This window comes from Nonomuraea sp. NPDC047529, assembly GCF_040642995.1.
In the GTDB taxonomy this organism is placed as follows: Bacteria; Actinomycetota; Actinomycetes; order Streptosporangiales; family Streptosporangiaceae; genus Nonomuraea.
In genome coordinates this window covers 80,378-101,752 of record NZ_JBEYTJ010000021.1, presented here as the reverse complement: position 1 = coordinate 101,752, position 21,375 = coordinate 80,378, and the positions used below count along the sequence as shown (strand labels likewise).

The following is a 21,375-nucleotide window of genomic DNA, read 5'->3' as shown; positions in this document are numbered from 1 at the left end:
CGTGACCAGGACAGAGGTGGTCAAGCCCGGCATGTGCGGGCCCAGCTCGCTGTTCATGGGCGAGGTCGGCGACTGGACCTGGGACACGGTCAGCGCGCTGTGCGGCACCAACGCCTTCGACGCGCGCAACGCCGCCGGCGACCCGACGTACCTGTCGTTCTACTACTTCCACGTCAGGGGCAGCCGGGACCTGCACGTCAACGCGCTGACGTTCGGCGACGAGCTGGCGGTCACGTCCAGGCTGTTCGGCTTCGGCAGCGAGTCGGTGCTCGCCCTGCACCGCATCGGCCGCGGCGGCGGCCGGACGGGCGAGCTCGACCCGGACCGCTTCTACGCCTTCGACGACCCCGGCTGCATCTACGTCGAGACCTTCAACCGGTGGATCTCGCGCGGCGCGCCCGGCAGCAACGAGGGGCTGGTCAAGTCGTCCCCGGTGGACTTCAGGCACGAGCACCTGCCGACGCTGCCCGGCGCGTACTCGCCGAGGAAGGTGTACGGCCACGCCAGGAGCACTGGCACGTTCCTGGCCCGCAAACCGGACGATCCGGTCACGTTCACCGCCGACTACCCGGTGGAGCCGTCCAGGGACCTGAACGGCGTGGGCCTGCTCTACTTCGCCTCCTACTTCGCGATCGTCGACTGGGTGCTGCTGCGCTTCTGGCGGCACAGGGGGCTCGGCGTCGCCGACTTCCTCCGCCGCGTCGTCCTGGACCAGCGGCTCTGCTACCTGGGCAACGCGAACGCCGACTCGGTGCTGCGGCTGCGCCTGGAGTGCTGGCCGGCGCCGGACGGCGAGGGCGAGGACGAGGAGATCGTCAACCTCGTCATGGAGGACCGGGGCCGCGTGATCGCGGTCAGCACCCTGCGCGTGCTCAGGAGGGGAGACACCGATGGCGACGCGTGAACACGTCGAGGGCGTCGTGCACAAGGCGATCGACGAGATCCTGCCCGGCGTCGAGATCGACGGCCGGGCGCACCTGAAGGACCTGGGCGCGGACTCCGTGGACCGGGTCGAGATCATCATGGCCGTGCTCGACCGGCTCGGCGTCCGCGAGCCGCTGTCCTCCTTCGGCGGCGTGCCCAGCGTCGACGCCCTGGTCGACTTCCTGTGGGAGCGTGTGAGGTGAACGTCGGAATCGAGGCACTCAACGTCTACTGCGGCCTGGCCCAGATCCCGGTGCCGGAGCTGTTCGAGGGGCGCGGGCTCGACGCCGAGCGCCTGGGCAACCTGATGATGCGCAACCGCTCGGTCGGCCTGCCCTTCGAGGACCCCGTGACGAACGCCGTCAACGCCGCCCGGCCGATCGCCGCCGGCGAGGACCGCATCGAGATCCTGATCACCTCCACCGAGTCCGGGCTCGACTACAGCAAGTCGGTGGCCTCCTACGTGCACGAGTACCTGGGCCTGCCCAGGAGCTGCCGGGTCGTGGAGGTCAAGCAGGCGTGCTACGCGGCCACGGCGGCCGTCCAGCTCGCCGCCGCGTACGTCGCCTCGGGGGTGTCGCCCGGCGCGAAGGCGCTGGTCATCGCGACGGACGTGGCGCTGGTGGATGAGCGGGCCGCCTACGCCGAGCCCGCCATGGGCGCCGGGGCCGCCGCCGTGCTGATCAGCGACCGGCCGCGTGTCCTGGACCTGGATCTGGGGGCGTTCGGCAACCACAGCTACGAGACGATGGACTCGGCGCGGCCGGGGCCGACGTTCGACATCGCCGACTCCGACCGCTCGCTGTTCGCCTACCTCGACTGCCTCACGAGCTGCCTGGCCGGCTACCGGTCCAGGGTGGAGGACGCCGACTTCGCCACCACCTTCGACCACCTGGCCATGCACACCCCGTTCGCCGGGATGGTCAAGGCCGCGCACCGCAAGCTGATGCGCGAGTCGGGCGGCGGCACGGCGTCGGTCGAGGAGGACTTCGAGCGGCGGGTGCTGCCCTCGCTCGCCTACCCGAGACGGGTGGGCAACCTCTGCTCCGGCTCGGTCTACCTGGCCCTGGCCAGCCTGATCGACCACGCCGCCCTGGACGGCCCGGCCCGGGTCGGCCTCTACTCCTACGGCTCGGGCTGCTCGTCGGAGTTCTTCAGCGGCCTGGTCGACGAGGAGTCGGCGAGCACGCTGGCCGGGATGCGGATCGGCGAACACCTGGACGGCCGCTGCGAGCTCGGCTTCGACGAGTACGCGGCGCTGCTGCCCGACACCCTCACCTGTCTCGTGCCTGAGCGGGACAGGCAGGTCGACGTGGGCGCGTACGAGCACCTGCTCAGCCGCGCCCGCTTCGACCGCGACCTCCTGGTGAACACCGGGACGAAGGACTACCACCGAACCTACGAATGGCTGGCACCATGACAAACGCGGAGATCTTCGAGACCGTCAAGCAGAACGTCCTGAGGGTGCTGCCGGACCTGCGGCCCGGCGACGTGACGACCGAGGGCACCCTGACCGACCTGGGCGCGAACAGCGTCGACCGGGCCGACGTGGTCACCATGAGCATGGAGGACCTCGGGCTGACCGTGCCGGTGTCGGAGTTCCAGGAGGTGCACGACATCCGGTCCCTGGTGGACCTGCTGGCGAGGCACGCATGAGGGTCGTCGTCACCGGCATGGGCGTCGTCTGCTCGATCGCCTCGACCGTCCCGTCGTTCACCAGGGCGCTGCGGGCGGGCCGGTGCGGGATCGGGCCGGTGCCCGACCCCGGCGACGGCGGCCCTCGGCTGGCCGCCCTGGTCAGGGGCTTCCGCTTCCAGAACGCGGTGGCCGCCCGCCGCCTGCCCGAGGAGATCGCGCGCAGCGCCCTGCGCGCGGCCGGCCGTTCGCCGCAGCCGCTGCAGATGGACCTGGTCGCCGCCATGCAGGCGTACGAGCAGGCGGGGCTGCACGAGGCGCGGGCCGACCCGGAACGGATGGGCCTGGTCGTGGCCGGGCACAACCTCAGCTCCGGCTACGCCCACGACCTGCACCCCAAGTACGAGGACAACCCCGCCCACCTGCCGGCCAGGTTCGCCCTGCACTTCATGGACACCGACCGGGTGGGCACGCTCAGCCAGGTTTTCGGCATCAGGGGCGAGGGCTACACCGTGGGCGGCGCCTCGGCCAGCGGCAACGTGGGGATCATCAACGGCAGCCGGCTGGTGGAGTCGGGGGCCGTGGACGTCTGCCTGGTGGTGGGCGCCATGACCGACCTGTCGCCGATGGAGAAGCGCGGCCTGGCCACGCTGGGCGCGGTGGCGGGCGTCGAGGAGCCGCAGCAGGCCAGGTGCCGGCCGTTCGACGAGGACCACGAGGGGTTCGTGCCGGGTCAGGGGGCCGGGTGCGTGGTGCTGGAGAGCGGCCGCTCGGCCGCCGCCCGCGGCGCGACGGCGCTGGCCGAGCTGTGCGGCTACGACCTGAAGCTGGACGCCAACAGCCTGCCCGACCCGCGCGAGGAAGGCGAGGCCAAGGTGATGGTCAACGCCATGGCCAACGCCGGAGTGGGACCACGCGACATCGACTACGTCAACGCCCACGCCACGGCGACGCCCAGCGGCGACGTGGCCGAGCTGGCCGCGCTGCGCAGGGCGCTGGGGGACAGCTTCGGCCGGCCGTGGGTCAACTCCACCAAGGGGCTGGTCGGCCACTGCATGTGCGCGGCCGGCGTGGTGGAGGCGATCGCGACCGTGGTGCAGATGCGCCGCGGCTTCGTCCACCCCAACCTCAACCTGCGCCATCCGATCAACCGCGACTGCCGGCTCGCACCCGGCAGGCTGCGCGCCGCCGACATCCGCTACGCGCTGTCCAACAGCTTCGGGTTCGGCGGCTTCAACACCTGCATAGTCCTCGGGCGTGAGCGTTGACCGACGGCCGACGCATAGCGCCCAGGGTCAGGGGTAGCGAAAAAGAGAGCAAAAAAGGGAGCTGACATGACCACCCAAGGTAAGGGCTCGTACCAGATCACCGGATGGGACGAGAAGCCCTACGAGGAGAAGAAAGGCCAGCCCAAGCTCAGTCAGGCCCACGTCACCAACGCCTGGAGCGGTGACATCGAGGGCGAGGGCCACGCCGAGTACCTGATGGCCTACGCCAGCGACACCGAGGCCAGCTTCGTCGGCCTGCAGAAGGTCGTGGGGAGCGTACGCGGCAAGAAGGGCTCCTTCGTGCTGCAGGCGACGGGCACCTTCGACGGCGGCGTGGCCAAGGCCGACTGGTCCGTCGTGCCGAACTCCGGCACCGACGAGCTGAAGGGCCTGAGCGGCAAGGGAGGGTACGTCTCCAAGACCGACGGCTCGGCGGAGGTCACCCTCAACTTCAACCTCAAGTAGGGCCGACACATGCGAGTACGCGGGGCCGGGGGCCCCGCGTACTCGCATGTCAGGATCTGCTCAGTGTTGAGCAGACCGCCTCGCGCCCGCGCGCGACGATGGCCGCATGGACACTGAAGTGATCGTCGTCGGTGGCGGCCAGAGCGGGCTCGTCGCGGGCTACTACCTGAAGCAGGCCGGCATCCCCTTCGTCATCCTCGACGAGGAACCCCGCCTCGGCGCGGCGTGGCGGCAGCGCTGGGACTCCCTGGAGCTGTTCACGATCGCCGAGTACTGTGCCCTGCCCGGCCTGCGCTTCCCCGGCGGGAAGAACCGCTTCCCCAGCAAAGAGGAGATGGCCGACTACATCGAGGCGTACGGCGAGGAGTTCGACCTGCCGGTCAGGCTCGGTACCCGCGTCACGTCGCTGGAGCCGATCGAGGGCGGCTACCGGCTGGAGACCACGAAGGGCACGTACGAGGCGCCGCAGGTGATCATCGCGACCGGCGCCTACCGGGTGCCGAAGCTGCCCGAGCTCGCCGGCAAGCTGGACCCCGAGGTCTTCCAGGTGCACACCGGCCGCTACCGCAACCCGTCCCAGGTGCCGGGCGGGACCGTCGTCGTGGTCGGCGCCGCCAACTCCGGCGCCCAGATCGCGCCCGAGCTGGCCGCCGGGCGCCGCGTCCTGCTGTCGCAGGGCTCGCCGCTGCCGCACTTCGGCCGCCGCTTCCTGGGCAAGGGGCTGCACTGGTGGGGCGACAAGTTCGGGCTGATCGCCAAGCCGCTGATGGGCGAGCGCGACCGGCTGCACAAGAAGACGATCCTGGTCGGGCCCAGCCTGAAGAAGCTGGCCAAGCGGCACCGCTTCGAGCTCGTGGGCCGTACGGTCGACGCCGAGGGCCGTACGATGCGCTTCGAGGACGGCCGCTCGGCCGACGTCGACGCCGTCGTCTGGGCGACCGGCTTCCGCTACGACTACTCCTGGGTGCACGCGCCCGTCGTGGCGGACGGCGGCGGCATCGAGCAGGACCGCGGCGTGACCGCCGCCCCCGGCCTGTACGTCCTCGGCATGCAGTGCCAGCACTCCTACGGTTCGGCGCTCATCTGGTGGGTAAAGGACGACGCGGCTTATCTGGTCGAGCGCATCAGGCAGTTCCGTCCCCAGGCGGTGGCGGGCAGAAGGGGTTGAGCGACATGTCCAGGCAGGTGGCGCTGCTGCGCGGGGTGAACGTCGGCGGCCGGAACATGGTGAGCATGGCCCAGCTCCGCGAGCTGCTGGAGGGCCTCGGCTTCGAGGACGTCAGAACCCACCTGCAGAGCGGCAACGTCGTCTACACCAGCGGGAAGAGCCCCGACGAGGCGGCGGCCGAGATCCGGGCCACGCTCGCCCGCGACCTGGGCGTCCAGGTGCCCGTCCTGGCCAGGACGGGCACCGAGCTGGGCGAGATCCTCAAGGCGAACCCGCTCGGCGACGTCGCCGCCGACGACGCCCTCTACCTCGTCACGTTCCTGTCGAGCAGGCCCGACGGAAAGCCGATCAAGGCCCTCGACCCCGACGCCTTCAAGCCGGACGTGTTCCGGCACGTCGGCAGGGAGATCTACGTCTGGTGCCCCGACGGGGTGCGCAACACCAAGCTGTCCTACGCCTTCTGGGAGAAGAAGCTCGGCGTGACCGCCACCGCCCGCAACTGGAAGACCGTCTCCAAGCTGCACGAACTGGCCGCCGGCTAACCCGCCAGCAGGCGCTTGAGCGTCTTGCCGATCGGCCCGCGCGGCAGCGACCCGGTGACGACGTACCGCGCCGGCCGCTCGGCCGGTTCCAGCCGGTCGGCGGCGAAGGCGCGCAGCTCGTCCTCGGGCACGGGGGAGCGCAGCACGACGGCCGCCGTGACGCCCTCCGGCCCCTCGAACGCGGCGGCCTCGACCACCTCGGGATGCCAGTGCAGGGCGTGCTCGACCCGCAGCGAGGAGATCCGGCGACCGCCGGCGGTGATCACGTCGGCGGCGCGGTCGAAGACGCGCAGCCGGCCCTCACCGTCCAGCTCGCCCAGGTCGCCCATGTGGGTCCAGCCGTCGCGGAAGGTGCTCTCGTCGGCGGCGGGGTCGTTCAGGTAGCGGCGGCGCGGGGCGGCCGAGCGCAGGCAGATCTCGCCCGCGTCGGTGATCTTCACCTCGGTGCCCGCGCTCGGCAGGCCCAGCAGCCCTTCGTCGGCCTCGGTGGGCGCGGTCTCGATCGGGCGGTGCACGAAGGCGGGGGCCGACTCCGTCGAGCCGTAGCCGATGACGATCCGCACGCCCGGCAGCGCCTCCATGAGCCGGGCCACCGTGGCCATCGGCACCGGCGCCGAGCCCAGCATGAGCGCCCGCAGGCCGGACAGGTCGTACCGCTCGTGCCAGCCGTGCGCCACCATCCGGGTCGCGGTGGACGGCGGCACGATCGCCATCGGCACCCGCAGCTTGTCCAGCATGCGGGCCACGTTCTCCGGCCCGAGGTCGGTCAGCACGTGCGTGGTCGCCGGGGCGGTCATCGCCGTCATCAGCGCGCTGTGCCCGGCGTTCGTGCCCAGTGGGACGGCCGCCAGCACCCCGTCCACGCCGGTGAACAGCTTCCCGCGGCCCTCGTGGCCGTAGGTGAGGTTCGCGACGGGCACCGCCACGGCCTTGGGACGGCCGGTCGTGCCCGAGGTGTAGAGGATCTCGGCGACGTCGTCGTCCCGCGCGCCCGCCGCGTCGTCCAGGGGGCCGGGCAGGACCTGGCCCACCCCGCACTCGGCCAGGCGGGCCCGCGTCTCGTCCTCCGGCAGCGCGGGCGGCAGGCCGAGCACGGTGCCGCCGGCCAGGTGCACGGCGACGGCGGCGACGGCGTGCTCGATCCAGTCGTCGTGCCGCAGCGCCGTCCGGACCGGGGCCAGCCGCGCGGCCAGCTCCTCCGACCGGGCGGTCCAGTCCGCCACCCGCAGCTCGCGCTCGCCGTCCACGACGAGTGCCACGTGATCGCCCGCACGGGCGCTGACCAGTTCTGCCGGGTTCGTCGTCATGCGGCCGATGGTAGGAAGCCCGGCGCTCCCCGGATGCTCAGTGTTGAGCAGACCCGGAGGGCGATCTCGTGTGGGCTTGATGCGGCATGGGTCCGCGAAGAAGTGGGACGGCTGCCAAGAACAAGGGAGGCGATGACATGAACCAAACCGGTTCGAGTACGCGCGGCCAGCTGTTCGCCACCATCGGCGCACTCCTGGCCCTGGCCCTGGCGTCGATCGACGTCTCGGTGGTGGGGGCGGCGATGCCCCGGATCGCCGCCGACCTGCACGGCCTGTCGATGTACGCGTGGGTGGGGGTCTCCTACGCCGTCGCGGCCGCCGTCGTCGTGCCGATCGCGGGGAAACTCGGCGACATGTTCGGCCGCAAACCGGTGCTCCTCGTCGGCCTGACGGGCTTCCTGGTGGCGTCGTGGTTGTGCGGCGCGGCCCAGACGATGCCCCAGCTCGTCGGGGCGCGAGGGCTGGCGGGGCTGTTCGGCGGCGTGCTGATGGCCAACGTCTTCACGCTGCTCGCCGACGTCTACACCCCGGAGCGCCGCACCCAGATGCAGGGCGTCTTCTTCGGCTTCTCCGGTCTCAGCATGGTGATCGGGCCGCCGCTCGGCGGGCTCATCACCGACAACTGGAGCTGGCGCTGGGTCTTCTACGTCAACGTGCCCGTCGGGCTGCTGGCGATCGCCGCCGTGCTGATCGGCGTGCCGTTCGTGCGCAGCGGCGCGAGCTGGCGCGACATCGACTTCGCCGGTGTCGTCACGCTCGTGGCCGGGCTCGTCCCGATCCTGGTCGGGCTCACGCTCACCGGCGACGGGCACGCCTGGACGTCGCCCGAGGTGCTCGCGCTGCTGGTCGGCGGCGCCGTGCTGCTCGTCGTGTTCTACTTCGTCGAGACGCGGGTGGCCAAGAACCCGCTGGTGCCGTTCGCGCTGTTCCGCAGCAACCAGGTGTCCGTCATGGCCGTGATCGCCTTCTTCTCGGCGTTCGCCATGATGGGCACGGCCTTCTACGTGCCGCTGCTCTACCAGGGCGTGCTCGGCGTGAGCGCGACCCACTCCGGCACGCTGCTGATCCCGATGATGCTCGGCCTGATGCTCATGGCCCCGATCGCCGGCAAGGCGATGACGGCCATGCCGCGCTACCGGCTGCTCGGCGTGTTCGCCATGGCCGCCATCGTCGCCGGGCTGCTGATCCTGTCGGCCGTCGGGCCGGACAGCGGCCAGGGCCTGCCGATCGTCGCCATGGTGCTCATCGGCGTCGGCATCGGCATCGCGTTCCCGATGGCCACGGCCGTCACGCAGAGCGCGATCCCGATGGAGCAGGTGGGCGTCGGCACCAGCCAGATCCAGTTCTGGCGGATGATCGCCGGGCCGGTCTCGCTGGCGATCCTCGGCTCGATCATGTCGTCCCGGCTCGGCGTGGCCGGTCAGGGCGGCGAGGGCGTCGCGCCGGCGGTGCTCGCCGACGCGCTGGGCGACCTGTTCCTCGCCTGCGCGATCGCGGTGGGCATCGGCCTGGTGGCCAGCCTGTTCCTGAAGGAGGTCCCGCTGCGCGACATGTCCATGGGCAGGTCGAAGGCGGGCAAGGCGGACCAGCAGGCCGCGCGCAACCAGGGGCGTGCCGCCAGGGCGTGACCCCGGTCCACCGGGTGGCGGGGCCGTGCGCGGCCCCGCCATCGCCATGTCCGCCCGCACGGGCCCGCTCGTCCGGGCCTGCTCACAGTTGAGCAGACGGGCGCGGGCGCGCGGGCGAGGCTGCTGACATGGACTCCTACCCCCTCCCCAGGACGTGCCCGCTGGACCCGCCGTCCGAGTACCGGGACCTTCAGGCGGGGCGGCCCATCACGCGCGTCCGGCTGGACTTCGACGGCAGCGAGGTCTGGCTGGTGACGCGGTACGAGGACGCCCGCGCCGTGCTCGGCGACGCCCGCTTCAGCTCCGACTTCGCCACCCCCGGCTTCCCGGCCCGGCTCACCTCGCAGCCCCCGGGGCCGGGCACCTTCATCAGGATGGACCCGCCCGACCACTCGCGGTTGCGCCGCCTGCTGCTGCCGGAGTTCAACCGCAGGCGCGTCGAGGCGCTGCGCCCGGCCATCCGGCGCATCACCGAAACGCTCGTCGACGAGATGGCCGCCCAGGGGCCGCCGGCCGACCTGGTCCAGACGCTGGCCCTGCCGCTGCCGTCCCAGGTCATCACCGAGCTGCTCGGGGTGCCGTACGAGGACCGCGACTACTTCCACGAGACGACCAAGGTCATCGGCGACCGCAACGTGGAGCCCGAGCAGCGCATGAAGGTCCGCGAGGACCTGCGCCACTACCTGGAGCGGCTGGTCGCCGAGCGCGAGCAGCGGCCCGCCGACGACCTGCTCAGCCGCCTCGGCGCCCACCGCGAGGCGGCCAAGGTCAGCCGGGAGGAGGTCGTCGGCATCGCGACGCTGCTGATGGTGGCCGGCTACGAGACCATCGCCAACCAGATCGGCGTGGGCACCGTCGCGCTGCTGGAGAACCCCGCCCGCCTGGCCGAGCTGCGCGAACGCCCGGAGGCGCTGCCCGCCGCGATCGAGGAGATCATCCGCCACCAGACCGTCATCGACTACGGCGCCCGCCGCGCGGCCACCGCCGACGTCGAGGTCGGCGGCCGGCTCGTCAGGAAGGGCGAGGGCGTGGTCGTGGTGCTGGCCGCGGCCAACCGCGACGAGGAGGTCTGGGCCGACCCGGACCGGCTCGACTTCGGCCGCTTCGGCGACGTCGCCGACCGGCAGGAGCATCTGTCCTTCGGCTTCGGCATCCACCAGTGCATGGGCCAGCTCCTGGCCCGCGCCCAGCTGGAGGTCGCCTGGTCCACGCTGTTCGCCCGGCTCCCGGGGCTGCGCCTCGCGGTGCCGCTGGAGGAGGTGCCCTTCCGCTCCGACATGTTCGTGTACGGCGTCCACGCGCTCCCGGTGACCTGGGGATGAGCCGCGACCCGCGGGACCGGGTCCGCGCGCTCTTCGACCCGGGCACCGTCCGGCCGCTGCCCGGCGACGACGGCTGCGGCGTGCTCGCCGCCCGGGGCAGCATCGGCGGCGGCCCGGCCGTCGCCTACGCCACCGACCCCGGCCGCATGGGCGGCGCGATGGGCGCGGAGGGCTGCGCCGGCATCGTCCGGGCGATCGACCTCGGCGTCCGGGAGCGGGCGCCCGTCGTCGGCCTCTGGCACTCCGGCGGCGCCCGGCTGGGCGAGGGCGTCACCGCGCTCGACGGCGTCGGGCAGGTGTTCGCCGCGATGGTCCGGGCCTCCGGCGTCGTCCCGCAGATCTCCGTCGTGCTCGGCCCGGCCGCCGGCGGCGCGGCCTACGGACCGGCGCTCACCGACGTGGTGATCATGAGTGAGAGCGGCCGCGTCTTCGTCACCGGCCCGGACGTCGTCCGCAAGGTCACCGGCGAGGACGTCGACATGGAGCAACTCGGCGGCCCCGTCCCGCACAGCAGGCGCAGCGGCCTGGCCCACCTCACCGCCCCGGACGACGAGGGCGCCATCGGCTCCGCCCGCCGGATCACCGCCCTGCTCGGCGGCCAGGGCGAGCTGCGCCCCTGGGAGGCCCGCGCCGACCCCGGGCTCGGCGACCTGCTCCCCGAACGCGCCAACCGCGCCTACGACGTGCACCCCATCGTCGCCCGGTTGCTCGACGGCCCCGGCGAGGAGCTGCACCCGAAGTGGGCGCCCAACCTCGTCACCACGCTCGGCCGGCTGACCGGCAGGACCGTCGGCGTCATCGCCAACAACCCGCTGCGCAAGGGCGGCTGCCTCGACGCGGCGGCGGCCGAGAAGGCCGCGCGGTTCGTCCGCATGTGCGACTCGCTCGGCGTGCCCCTCGTGGTGCTCGTGGACGTGCCCGGCTACCTGCCCGGCGTCCGTCAGGAGTGGGACGGCGTGGTCCGGCGCGGCGCCAAGCTGCTGCACGCCTTCGCCGAGGCCGTCGTGCCCCGGGTGACGCTGGTGCTGCGCAAGTCCTACGGCGGCGCGTACGTCGCCATGAACTCCCGCGCCCTGGGCGCCTCCGCGGTCTACGCCTGGCCCACCGCCGAGGTGGCCGTCATGGGCGCCGAGGCCGCCGTGGACATCCTGCACCGCAGGAAGCTGCGCGACGGCCCCGAGGACGGCCGCGAGGAACTGCGCCGCCGGCTCGTCGCCGAGCACGAACGGGAGGCCGGCGGCGTCGGCAAGGCCGTGGAGATCGGCGTCGTGGACGAGGTGATCGAGCCCGCCGGCACCCGGCTGAGGCTCGCCGAAGCCCTGCTCAAGGCCGTGCCGCTGCGCGGCGACCACACCAACATCCCGCTGTGAAGCCCCTGCTCACTATTGAGCAGGCAGCACGGCGGCCCCTCATTAGCGTGACGAACAAGCCGACAGACGGAGTGGAACGATGACCAACCCGAATCCCGTCATCCCGCCGGCCGAGCAGCAGACCTCGGTACCCGCGGCGGATCTGATCAACTCGGCCACGGCCGGCGTGATCGTCGAGCGGACCGCGCAGGTCAGGAACGGCTCCCACGCCAAGGGGCGCAAGTTCGCCCGCATGATGGCGGAGATGGTGACCGCCAAGCAGGTCGGCGTCGCCAGCGTCTTCCTGTACGAGGAGACGTTCGGGACCAAGGACCGGCTGCACTGGCTGATCCACCTCAGCTCGCTGCACGCGTACGAGCAGATGGTGCACATGGGCACCTCCGACGGCGAGTACCGCGACAACACCGCCGACAGCGGCTGGGACGAGATCTTCGTGGACGGCAGCATGACCGAGACCGTCCTGCTGCCGCAGTTCTGGGGCATGTACGGCACCGCGGTCGACGGCGAGCGCGAGAAGCAGTCCACGGTCTACCTCCAGGAGGGCGAGATCACCGGGCTGCCCGGCGCCCGCGAGCAGGTGCCGCAGCCCTACGAGCAGCTCGTGCACTCGGGCAACTGCGGCCTGCTGCTGCACCGGACCGCCCAGCTCGACTACGACTTCCGGTCCGAGGGGCGCACGTTCGCCCGCGAGGCCGCCGAGTCCATCAACGAGAACCTGCCCGGCGAGGCGACCGTCTTCGTCTACGAGGAGGCCTTCGGCGCGGCCGACCGCATCCACTGGCTGATCCACATGAAGTCGCTGAGCACCTACTACAAGGTCCTGGCGCTGCACGTGAAGGACGAGAAGGTGCGGGACCTGTACTTCCAGCAGCGCATCGCGCCCGAGCGCGGCGGCGGCACCTGGGCCAGGATGTTCGTGCCCGGCAGCATGACCGACACCGGCCTCACCCCGCACCACTGGGGGATGTACGCGACATGAGCGGCCGCTGCCTGCACGAGATCTTCGCCGAGCGCGCCGCGAAGGCCCCCGACCGGATCGCCGTGACCTGCGGCACCGAGGAGATCACCTACGCGGACCTGGACGACCGGGCCGACCGGCTGGCCTGCCTCCTCCAGGCCGCGGGCACCGGCCCCGGCGTGCTGGTGGGGCTGTGCGCGGACCGCGGCATCGACCTGGTGGCGGGGCTGCTCGCGATACTCAAGGCGGGCGGCGCGTACGTGCCGATCGACCCCGGCTACCCGGCCGGGCGGATCGCGTACCTGCTGGAGGACAGCGGGGTGCGCACGGTGGTCACCACGTCCGGCGTGGCCGCCCGGCTCGGCGGCGTCCTGCCCGGCGAGGTCGTGCTGGCCGACGCCGAGCCGCCGCAGGGCCGGCCCGCGGCCACGGCCGGCGACGAGGACCTGGCCTACGTCATCTACACCTCGGGCTCGACCGGCGCGCCCAAGGGGGTGCTGGTCGAGCACCGCAACGTCGTGCGCCTGCTGGAGCGGACCGAGCAGTGGTTCGGCTTCACCGACGACGACGTCTGGACGCTCTTCCACTCCGTCAGCTTCGACTTCTCGGTGTGGGAGCTGTGGGGCGCGCTGCTGTACGGCGGCCGGCTGGTGATCGTCCCGGCCGAGGTGGCCAGGTCGCCCGAGTCGCTGCGGCGGCTGCTGCTGGACGAGGGCGTCACCGTGCTGAACCAGACGCCCTCCGCGTTCCGGCACCTGGTGGCCGCCGACGCCCGGCAGGAGCGGCCTTCGCCGTACCGGCTGCGCCGGGTCGTCTTCGGCGGCGAGCGGCTGGACGTCGACCTGCTCGCCCCGTGGATCGACCGCTACGGCGACGACCGCCCGCACCTCGTCAACATGTACGGCATCACCGAGACCACCGTCCACGTCACCTACCGCCGCGTCCGCGCGGCCGACCTCGACCACCCGGAGCTGAGCCCGATCGGCGTGCCCATCCCGGACCTGCGCCTCGACGTGCTCGACGAGCACGGACGCCCGGCCACCACCGGCAACCTGCACGTCTCCGGCCCCGGGCTCGCCCGCGGCTACCTCGACCGGCCCGAGCTGACCGCCGAGCGCTTCAGGGCCCTGCCGGACGGCGGGCGCCGCTACGACTCGGGCGACGTCGTCACCCGGCTGCCCGGCGGCGAGTACGCCTACCTCGGGCGGTCCGACGACCAGATCAAGGTCCGCGGGTTCCGCCTGGAGCCCAGGGAGATCGAGCTGTGCCTCCTGGGCCATCCGCGGGTCGCCCACGCGGTGGTGGCCCACCGCGACTACGGAGAGGGCGACGTCCGGCTGCTGGCCTTCGTCGTCCCCGACGGCGAGGCGGGGCCGGACCTGATCGAGCAGCTCACCGAGCGGGCCGCGAGCCGGCTGCCGGCGCACGCCCGCCCGTCCACCTACCACATCGTGTCGGAGATCCCCATGACGCCGCAGGGAAAGGCGGACCGCGCCGCTCTGGCCAGGTCCGCGCAGGCATCGTCGGCCGCCAAGGTCGTGCAGCGCATCGCCGAGGACGTGCTCGAACGCGACGAGGTGCCACCACAGGTGGACCTGTTCGACCTGGGCGCCACCTCGCTGGCGATGACCCGCATCATCGCCCAGGTGAACGAGCGCTTCGGGCTGGAGCTGACGGGACGCGAGCTGGAGGAGGAGGCGTCGGTCGCCGCCCTGGCCTCCTGCGTCGAGGAACGACTGACCGTGAGGGGATAGACCATGCACGAGACCACCGTCCGGGGCGAGCACTCGATGACCCCCGAGGAGCTGAAGACCTTCCACACCCAGGGCTACTTCGGCCCGTTCAAGGTCTACGAGATCGACGAGATGCGCCAGAACTGGCGGCGCGAGCGCATGCGTCTCATGGACCGCAGCAACGCCGTCTACCGCGACGACGCCGCCTCGGGCAACACCAACATCTCCAACTACGACCGGCACCTGGACTCGCCCTTCCTGGCCGACCACATCAGCCGGCCGCAGATCGTGGACCGCGTGGTCAGCGTGCTCGGCCCGGACGTGCTCTGCTGGCGCACCGAGTTCTTCCCCAAGTACCCCGGCGACGAGGGCACCGACTGGCACCAGGCCGACACCTTCGCCAACGCCTCCGGCAAGCCGCAGATCGTCTGGCCGCAGGCGGAGGAGTTCGGCGGCACGATCACCGTCTGGACCGCCTTCACCGAGGCGAACGAGGACACCGGGTGCCTGCAGTTCATCCCCGGCACCCACGAGACGATGTTCTACGACGAGACCAAGCGCATGCACTACGACCCCAACAAGATCAACCAGGAGGACAAGGACGGCGTCCGGCGCGGCTTCTTCGGCTACGACTACCGCGACCTGCAGATCGACCCCGACTGGAAGCCCGACGAGTCGCAGGCCGTCTCCATGGTGATGCGGCCGGGCGAGGCCATCCTGTTCTGGTCGACGCTCATGCACGCCTCGCTGCCGCACAAGGGCCTGACCGACGAGATGCGCCTGGGCTTCGCCGCGCGGTACGTCCCGACCAAGGTCGACGTCTACCCCGACACCGACGAGATCGAGGAGTACGGCGGCCGGGTCAGCCTGGACCGGTACGGCGCCGTCCTGGTCACCGGCCGGAACACCAACCCGGGCAACCGGATCGCCACGGCGACCACCACCGGCCACCCCTTCACCACCCGATGAGGCCCCCGGTGGCCTCTCCCCGTCCCTGTCCCCGTCGCGCGGCGACCGCGCGGCCTTCCCCGACCCACGGAATGCGGTGATCATCTCGTGGCCGCCGAACTGAGACGTCTGACCCGGGCCGTGCAGGAGGCGCGCCCGCTGGTGGACGTCCTGCGGCATCCGGTGCGCCTGGCCGGCCCGCCCGGCCTCGCCTCCCTCTTGGGCCGTGTGACCCGACGGCTGGGCGCACCGGAGTTCGCACTGGACGACCACGGCTCGCTCGACACCTTCGAGCGCCTGGTCAGCGACCATCTCGCGCTGCGTGACGGCATGGGCGAGGACCTGCCGCCGGCCGTCGCCGACGAGGTCGTGGACGAGGCGGCGCGGGACGGCTTCGAGGGGCTGTGCGTCCGCGACGAGGTCGCACCGGCGGACGGAGGCCCGCCGCTGCCCGCCTACACGGCCGGCGACCCGGCGGCCCCGGCGGTCGTGATCGTGGCCGCCTGCGGCATGCCGGCCCGCCTGTGCGAGCAGTGGATGCGTTTCCTGTCCCGCACCCATCGCGTGCTGACCTGGGAGACCCGCGCGTTGTTCGGGCAGGCCCCGGCGGCGGACGTCCCCGACGTGGGGGTGACGGCGCAGGCCGGTGACCTGTTCGCGGTCATGGACCATTTCGGCGTCCGCCGCGCTCACGTGATGTGCCTGTGCGGCGGAGCCGTCATCGGCCTGGCCGCCGCGCACCTCGCCCCCGGCCGCGTCGAGTCCCTCAGCCTCTGGCACGGCGACTTCGCCGCGGTGAAGGGCGCCGACCGCACCCACCACCAGCAGAACCTGGTGGCGCTCATGGAGATGGCCGCGACCGGTCCCGACCGGGCCGCCGCCATCCATCCCGTGCTCTGCCAGACGATGCTCGCCTCGGTGCCGCCCGACCTGGCGCACCTGGTGGTCTATCCGTACGCGACGCCCGAGCTGCTGCACCGCTACTGCCGTCTGAACGGCGAGATCATGACGACGGACGTGAGCCCCTGGCTGGGCGCGATCGACCAGCCCGTCCTGGTGGTCTCCAGCCATGACGACGAGACCGCCCACCCCGCGGGGTCGAAGGCGGTGGCGGCCGCGCTGCCGGACGCCGTCCTGCATCTCCGGGCGCACGGCGATCACATCTCGCTGTTCAAGGGTGACCCGGAGTTGATGGATATGGCGCGCGACTTTATTGATTCCGCGACGGCCCGATAAAGACCGAAATCCGCCTCCAGGCAATTCTCCGGACATGTCAGAGAATTGTGGTATGCCTTGTTAATCAGTCGATTGATGGGTAGAGGCAACGGCGACGTGAAATAAAGCCGAGGGGCGGAAAAATGAAGTCATCCGACGTCGCGCGACTTAGATCCGGACTGCGCTCCCTCGTCTCGCAGGAAACGTCCGGCGGTTGCTCGATCCGGGTGCCGAGACGCGCCAACATCTACAACTGCGGTCAGCGCGACAGCAACATCTACGTGATCGAGAGCGGTCAGATCAAGACCCAGATGTACGCCCGCTGCGGCAAGGAGTGTCTGCTGTCGATCTTCACCGCCGGCGACATCTTCGGCGAGTCCTCCCTGCTCGGGGCCGATCGCAGCGAGACCGCCACCGCCATGCGGACCACCTGGGTCCGCCGCATCCCGGCCGCCCGCTTCCGCGCCGCCATGGCCGAGAACGAGCTCATGGACGGGTTCATCGACTATCTCGCGTTACGCCTGCGAGAACAGCAGGAAGTGATCGCGACAATGGTCACGATGGACAGCGAGCAGCGCCTCGCCTCCGTTCTCCTGCGCTTATCCAGAAAGATCGGTAAGCACCGTGCCCCGAATGTGCGGGCCATCGAGGAACGCATCACCCAGGAAGAACTGTCCGGCATGGTCGGCACCACCCGATCGCGCGTCGGATTCTTTCTCAAACGCTTCAAGGACGCCGGCCTGGTCCTGCCGACCTCGGACCCGTTCCTGGTCGTGAACGAGGAACGCCTGGCCGAATACGTCGACGAGGTCGGCTGACGGGTCCGCCCCCGGCCCGGCGGTGACAAGCCGGGCCGGGGGGCCGCTCAGCAGGCGATCAGCTCGAACGGCACCGCCGGACGGCCGCCGAACCGCTGACCGGCGGCGTTCACGAACCCCTCCAGCGGCACCCGCGCCCCGCCTGGCGGCACCCCGAGCGCCGACAGGTACGCCGCGTGCGCCTCGACCGAGGCCAGCGCCGCGTCCAGGTACCCGGTCACGTCCACGGCGTGCGTCGGCCGGACGGACCCGGCGATCGCCACGTACTTGACGCCGTCCCACGGTTCGGCGCCGGCGTCGGGCAGGATCCAGCGGTCGCCCGCGTCGAGGACCGCGTCCAGCACGGCCCGTCCGGTGACGCGGTGGTCGGGGCTGTTCCACTTGCCGGTGAAGGTGAGGTCGTGGTGGTTGAACGTGATCACCAGCTCGGGCCGGTGCCTGCGCAGCGCCGCCACCAGATCGTGCCGGAGCCGGGGGGAACGTTCGATCGCGCCGTCCGGATGGTCGAGGAACTCCACCGACGAGACGCCGACGATGGCGGCGCTCGCGTGCTGCTCCTCCTCCCGCACCTTCCGCGCCTGCTCCGGCGGCATCGAGTCGATGCCCGCCTCGCCGCGGGTGAGCAGGAGGTAGCCGACCTGCTTGCCGGCCCCGGTCCAGGCGGCCACGGCGCCGGCGCTGCCGAACTCCATGTCGTCGGGGTGGGCCACGACGGCCAGGGCTCTGGTCCAGTCATCGGGCATGGGCTGTAAGTCGTCCGTCATGCCCTTCCCCCTGACATGCACGGAGATCGCTAAACCTCCGGCGACGACTGAGATCCAGGCCTCCGGGCGGCGGCCTGGTCGCAGGTCGGCAGGGACGGCCGCCGGGCTGGGTCAGCCGGTGGACCTGCGCTTGCGGTAGGCGCGTTGTTGGCAGGCCCGCGAGCAGTAGACGCGGGGGCGGCCCGAGGGGGCGGTTTCCAGTGGTGTGCCGCACTCGGGGCACTTTTCGTCACGGCTTTCGTCACGCTCTCGGATCAGCACCTCGACGCCGTCCAGGAGGCGGCGCAGGCCGAACGTGAAGGAGTCCTCCGGGTCGTCCCAGCCGCCCGTCTCCCACAGGCGCGAGAGGGCGGGATAGCGGTCGAGGCGTTCGTACAGGGAGTCGCGGGCGCCCCACCACTCCTGCTCGGACACGCCGCTGCGGCGTTCCTCGCGCCGGGTCTCGGCCAGGAGCAGCGCCTCGGCGTCCACGAACCGGCCGAGCAGGCCGACCACCGCGACCACCTCGGACGGCCGCAGCGCGGTGCCGGTCAGCGCGCCGAGCATGTGGTCGTAGTGGGCGACCGCGTTCGGGCCCGGCAGGTGGCGGGAGCCGCGCACCTCGGCCAGCCACGGGTGGCGGATGCGGAGCTCCCACGCCCGCCGGGCCGCCTCCTCCAGCCGCCCCCGCCAGCCGCCGTCGGCGTCCGGGGCGGCGGCCGGGGCGGATTCTGGGCCGGTGTCCGGGGCGGCGACGAGGGCTTCGCCCAGCACCTCGTCGCGCATCAGGTCCACGAGCTGGTCACGGCCGGGGACGTGGCGGTAGAGGGACATGGTCGTGAAGCCCAGCCGGTCGGCGACCTTGCGCATCGACAACCCTTCCAGGCCCTCGGCGTCGGCCAGCTCGACCGCGGCCCGCACGATCCGGCCCAGGCTGAGGCCGGGCCGCGGCTCCCGTTCCGCGTCCCGCCACAGCAGCTCGACCCCGTGGTCCGGGTTCCCCGCCACACCTCGTGCCATTGGCACCTCCCTCGTTTATGGTGTATTACTCCGTGTACGCCATAAACAGCAAAGGGGAAACCTGTGTTCCACTTCCATGTCGCACCCGGCGGGGACGACTCCTGGCCCGGCTCCCTCGAACGCCCCTTCGCCACCCTTGAACGCGCCCGCGAGGCCGCCAGGGAGTCCGGCGGGGAGTCCGTCGTCCACCTCAGGGGTGGCGTCCACGTGCTGAGCGAGCCGCTGGAGCTCACCGACGCCGACTCGGGCACCGTCTACCAGGCGTACGGCCACGGCACCCCCGACCAGGAGGACGCCGTGCTGAGCGGCGGCCGGACGATCACCGGCTGGCAGGTGAGCGACGGCGTCTGGCTGGCCGACGTCGGCGACCTGGAGACCCGCCAGCTCTACGTGGACGGCCGCCGCGCCGCCCGGGCCGCGATCGAGGAGCTGCCCGGTTCGTCCCCGGCCGCGACCGCCACCGGCTACGTCACCGACAGCGCCGCGCCGCTGGCCTGGACCAGCCCGCGCGACGTGGAGTTCGTCCACCGCGGCGTGTACCCGTGGACCGAGGGCCGCCTGCCCGTCGCGGACGTCGCCCAGGACGGCGACCGGACCGTGATCACCATGGCGGCGCCCGCCTTCGGATGGGCCGCCGAGCTGTACAACTCCACCTGGGAGGGCACCACCTCCGCCGGGCCCGGCCTGCCCACCAGGATCGAGAACGACCCGAGCTTCCTGCGCGAGCCGGGCACGTTCGTGCTCGACCGCTCCCGGCCGGGCCACCACGTGCTGCGCTACCTCCCCCGCCCGGGCGAGGACCCGGAGCGTACGCGGGTGGTCGCCCCGGAGCTGGAGACCCTGGTACGCGGGTCCGGCGCGCGGCGGGTGACCTTCCGCGGGCTGACGTTCGCCGAGGCGACCTGGTTGCGCCCGAGCCGTCCCGAGGGCTTCGTGCACTATCACGGCAGCGGCTTCTACGAGGGCGGCGGCGTCGGCGTGGCGGAGCTGGGCGAGGGGGCGTCCGTGACGTATCCGACGGCTTCCGTGACGATTCCCGCCTGCGTCACGTTCGAGGACTGCTCGGACGTGGTGATCGAGGGGTGCCGGTTCACCAGGCTGGGGGCGTTCGGGCTGGGAGTGTCCGGCGGCGAGGAACAGGTCGTGCGCGGCTGCGACTTCGACACGCTCTCGGCGGGGGCCGTCGTGGTGACGGGCAGCCGGGGCACGGTGATCGAGGACAACCTGGTGCGCGGCGTCGGGCTCGAATATCCGGGTTCACCGGGCATCGCGGTGATGGGGACGTCCGGCTGCGTCGTCGCGCACAACGAGGTCAGGGACGTGCCGCACTGCGGCATCACCGCCGGGCCCGGCGAGGGCACCCGGATCGTCCGTAACCGGACCGCCGACACCATGCAGGTGCTGGCCGACGGCGGCGGCGTGTACGTGTCGGGGCCGCAGGGCGCTTCCCATGACGACGGGGCGCTGGTGCTGGGCAACGTCATCGAGGACACCCGCACGCCGTACAACTTCGGGCTCTACACCGACTACGGCGCCTCCTGGGTGCGGGTGGAGGAGAACGTCGTCGCGCGCGCCGACAACACGGCGGTGCTGCACGTGGGCCCGCCGCTGGAGAACGTCGTCTACCGGGGCAACTTCTGGGACGCCGACCCGCTCGGCCACGACGCCCCGCCGCCCGGGGTCACGTACGAGGAGAACCGCACCATCAAGGACGAGCAGGAACTGAACGCCGCGACCACCGCCATCCGCGCCCAGGCGGGCCCGCGCCGCGCCCTCTGACGAACGGACGCCCGAGCCGGGATCAGCCGTCCCGGCCGGGCCGGTCGCGGTCACGGTAACCTTCTACTCCAGGTAGAAGGCGCGAGGAGGCGAGGGTGCGGCTCGGCAACCTCGAACGTTCGATCATGGAAGCCCTGTGGCGGCATCCTGAGGGCATGTTCGCCCACGACCTCGCGGCCGGTCTGCCCTCCGGTCCCGCCGTCACGACGGTGCTGACCGTGCTGATGCGCCTGGCGAACAAGGGCATGGTGGCCCGTGAGCGCGTCGGGCGGGCCCATCTCTACAAGGCGACCGCGGGCAAGGACGCCTTCGTCGCCGAGGCCATGCGCGCGGCGCTGGAGGAGGCCGGCGACGTGGTGGCGGCGGTGCAGCGGTTCGTCGGCACGGTGACGCCCGAGGTGGCCGCGGCGCTGCGCGAGGCGCTGGAAGGACAGGACGGACCGGAATGATGATCGCCTGGTTCGTGGCCGCCGGGGTGGCGCTGCTGCCGGTGACCCTGGGCGGCCGCGTCGCCCGCGCGAGATCGTCACGA

General features: G+C 71.9%; 21 protein-coding genes. 18 read left to right on the top strand and 3 right to left on the bottom strand.

Annotation, left to right across the window (positions count from 1 at the left end; genetic code table 11):
- Position 1: 1 nt before the first annotated feature.
- From ABZ815_RS29785 to ABZ815_RS29750, 8 genes are all read left to right on the top strand, one after another.
- Positions 2–904 carry an LnmK family bifunctional acyltransferase/decarboxylase gene (locus tag ABZ815_RS29785; protein WP_357703646.1) on the top strand — a complete coding sequence of 301 codons (903 nt, stop codon included), beginning with the start codon at positions 2–4 and terminating at the stop codon, positions 902–904.
- Positions 891–1,127 carry a phosphopantetheine-binding protein gene (locus tag ABZ815_RS29780; RefSeq protein WP_125645256.1) on the top strand — a complete coding sequence of 79 codons (237 nt, stop codon included), beginning with the start codon at positions 891–893 and terminating at the stop codon, positions 1,125–1,127. The genes ABZ815_RS29785 and ABZ815_RS29780 overlap by 14 nt, the downstream gene beginning before the upstream one ends.
- Entirely contained in the window at positions 1,124–2,344 is a 1,221-nt protein-coding gene (locus ABZ815_RS29775) for a hydroxymethylglutaryl-CoA synthase (protein WP_357703643.1), read from the top strand. The genes ABZ815_RS29780 and ABZ815_RS29775 overlap by 4 nt, the downstream gene beginning before the upstream one ends.
- Positions 2,341–2,580, top strand: a complete 240-nt coding sequence (locus tag ABZ815_RS29770) for a phosphopantetheine-binding protein (RefSeq protein ID WP_357703640.1) — start codon at positions 2,341–2,343, stop codon at positions 2,578–2,580. The genes ABZ815_RS29775 and ABZ815_RS29770 overlap by 4 nt, the downstream gene beginning before the upstream one ends.
- Positions 2,577–3,827 carry a beta-ketoacyl synthase N-terminal-like domain-containing protein gene (locus ABZ815_RS29765; RefSeq protein ID WP_357703637.1) on the top strand — a complete coding sequence of 417 codons (1,251 nt, stop codon included), beginning with the start codon at positions 2,577–2,579 and terminating at the stop codon, positions 3,825–3,827. Before ABZ815_RS29770 ends, ABZ815_RS29765 begins: the two co-directional genes overlap by 4 nt.
- 66 nt (positions 3,828–3,893) lie before the next feature.
- Positions 3,894–4,292, top strand: a complete 399-nt coding sequence (locus ABZ815_RS29760; RefSeq protein ID WP_357703635.1) for a DUF3224 domain-containing protein — start codon at positions 3,894–3,896, stop codon at positions 4,290–4,292.
- A 106-nt stretch (positions 4,293–4,398) separates the two neighbouring features.
- The gene (locus ABZ815_RS29755) at positions 4,399–5,460 is read left to right on the top strand and encodes an NAD(P)/FAD-dependent oxidoreductase (RefSeq protein WP_357703633.1); all 1,062 of its coding nucleotides are present in this window, start codon (positions 4,399–4,401) and stop codon (positions 5,458–5,460) included.
- A gap of 5 nt (positions 5,461–5,465) precedes the next feature.
- A complete protein-coding gene (locus ABZ815_RS29750; RefSeq protein WP_357703630.1) occupies positions 5,466–6,002 on the top strand; it encodes a DUF1697 domain-containing protein in 537 nt (178 codons plus the stop codon).
- Here the strand turns inward: ABZ815_RS29750 and ABZ815_RS29745 are convergent.
- Positions 5,999–7,309 (bottom strand): fatty acid--CoA ligase family protein, encoded by a 1,311-nt coding sequence (locus tag ABZ815_RS29745; RefSeq protein WP_357703628.1) that lies wholly within the window; start codon positions 7,307–7,309, stop codon positions 5,999–6,001. The genes ABZ815_RS29750 and ABZ815_RS29745 overlap by 4 nt on opposite strands.
- Before the next feature lie 137 nt (positions 7,310–7,446).
- Between ABZ815_RS29745 and ABZ815_RS29740 the strand changes: the two genes are divergently transcribed.
- The 8 genes from ABZ815_RS29740 (at position 7,447) to ABZ815_RS29705 (ending at position 17,301) form a co-directional block, all read left to right on the top strand.
- Positions 7,447–8,937: an MFS transporter gene (locus tag ABZ815_RS29740; protein WP_357703626.1), complete on the top strand. Its 1,491-nt coding sequence runs from the start codon at positions 7,447–7,449 to the stop codon at positions 8,935–8,937.
- Positions 8,938–9,065: 128 nt separating this feature from the next.
- Positions 9,066–10,259, top strand: a complete 1,194-nt coding sequence (locus ABZ815_RS29735; RefSeq protein WP_357703623.1) for a cytochrome P450 — start codon at positions 9,066–9,068, stop codon at positions 10,257–10,259.
- Positions 10,256–11,629: a carboxyl transferase domain-containing protein gene (locus tag ABZ815_RS29730; RefSeq protein ID WP_357703620.1), complete on the top strand. Its 1,374-nt coding sequence runs from the start codon at positions 10,256–10,258 to the stop codon at positions 11,627–11,629. Before ABZ815_RS29735 ends, ABZ815_RS29730 begins: the two co-directional genes overlap by 4 nt.
- 79 nt (positions 11,630–11,708) lie before the next feature.
- Entirely contained in the window at positions 11,709–12,608 is a 900-nt protein-coding gene (locus ABZ815_RS29725) for a DUF6039 family protein (protein ID WP_357703618.1), read from the top strand.
- Positions 12,605–14,341: an amino acid adenylation domain-containing protein gene (locus tag ABZ815_RS29720; protein WP_357703615.1), complete on the top strand. Its 1,737-nt coding sequence runs from the start codon at positions 12,605–12,607 to the stop codon at positions 14,339–14,341. Before ABZ815_RS29725 ends, ABZ815_RS29720 begins: the two co-directional genes overlap by 4 nt.
- A 3-nt stretch (positions 14,342–14,344) precedes the next feature.
- A complete protein-coding gene (locus tag ABZ815_RS29715) occupies positions 14,345–15,289 on the top strand; it encodes a chlorinating enzyme (protein ID WP_357703612.1) in 945 nt (314 codons plus the stop codon).
- A gap of 87 nt (positions 15,290–15,376) precedes the next feature.
- A complete protein-coding gene (locus tag ABZ815_RS29710; RefSeq protein ID WP_357703610.1) occupies positions 15,377–16,504 on the top strand; it encodes an alpha/beta hydrolase in 1,128 nt (375 codons plus the stop codon).
- A 122-nt stretch (positions 16,505–16,626) separates the two neighbouring features.
- Positions 16,627–17,301 carry a Crp/Fnr family transcriptional regulator gene (locus tag ABZ815_RS29705; protein ID WP_357703608.1) on the top strand — a complete coding sequence of 225 codons (675 nt, stop codon included), beginning with the start codon at positions 16,627–16,629 and terminating at the stop codon, positions 17,299–17,301.
- A gap of 47 nt (positions 17,302–17,348) precedes the next feature.
- Here the strand turns inward: ABZ815_RS29705 and ABZ815_RS29700 are convergent, their stop codons facing one another.
- Together ABZ815_RS29700 and ABZ815_RS29695 are read right to left on the bottom strand one after the other, a co-directional pair.
- Positions 17,349–18,065 carry a PIG-L deacetylase family protein gene (locus ABZ815_RS29700; protein ID WP_357703606.1) on the bottom strand — a complete coding sequence of 239 codons (717 nt, stop codon included), beginning with the start codon at positions 18,063–18,065 and terminating at the stop codon, positions 17,349–17,351.
- A 111-nt stretch (positions 18,066–18,176) separates the two neighbouring features.
- Positions 18,177–19,064 carry a TetR/AcrR family transcriptional regulator C-terminal domain-containing protein gene (locus tag ABZ815_RS29695; RefSeq protein ID WP_357703605.1) on the bottom strand — a complete coding sequence of 296 codons (888 nt, stop codon included), beginning with the start codon at positions 19,062–19,064 and terminating at the stop codon, positions 18,177–18,179.
- 63 nt (positions 19,065–19,127) lie between these two features.
- Between ABZ815_RS29695 and ABZ815_RS29690 the strand changes: the two genes are divergently transcribed.
- Positions 19,128–20,843: a right-handed parallel beta-helix repeat-containing protein gene (locus tag ABZ815_RS29690; RefSeq protein ID WP_357703603.1), complete on the top strand. Its 1,716-nt coding sequence runs from the start codon at positions 19,128–19,130 to the stop codon at positions 20,841–20,843.
- A gap of 95 nt (positions 20,844–20,938) precedes the next feature.
- Positions 20,939–21,292 carry a BlaI/MecI/CopY family transcriptional regulator gene (locus tag ABZ815_RS29685; RefSeq protein WP_357703600.1) on the top strand — a complete coding sequence of 118 codons (354 nt, stop codon included), beginning with the start codon at positions 20,939–20,941 and terminating at the stop codon, positions 21,290–21,292.
- The last annotated feature ends 83 nt before the right edge of the window (positions 21,293–21,375 follow it).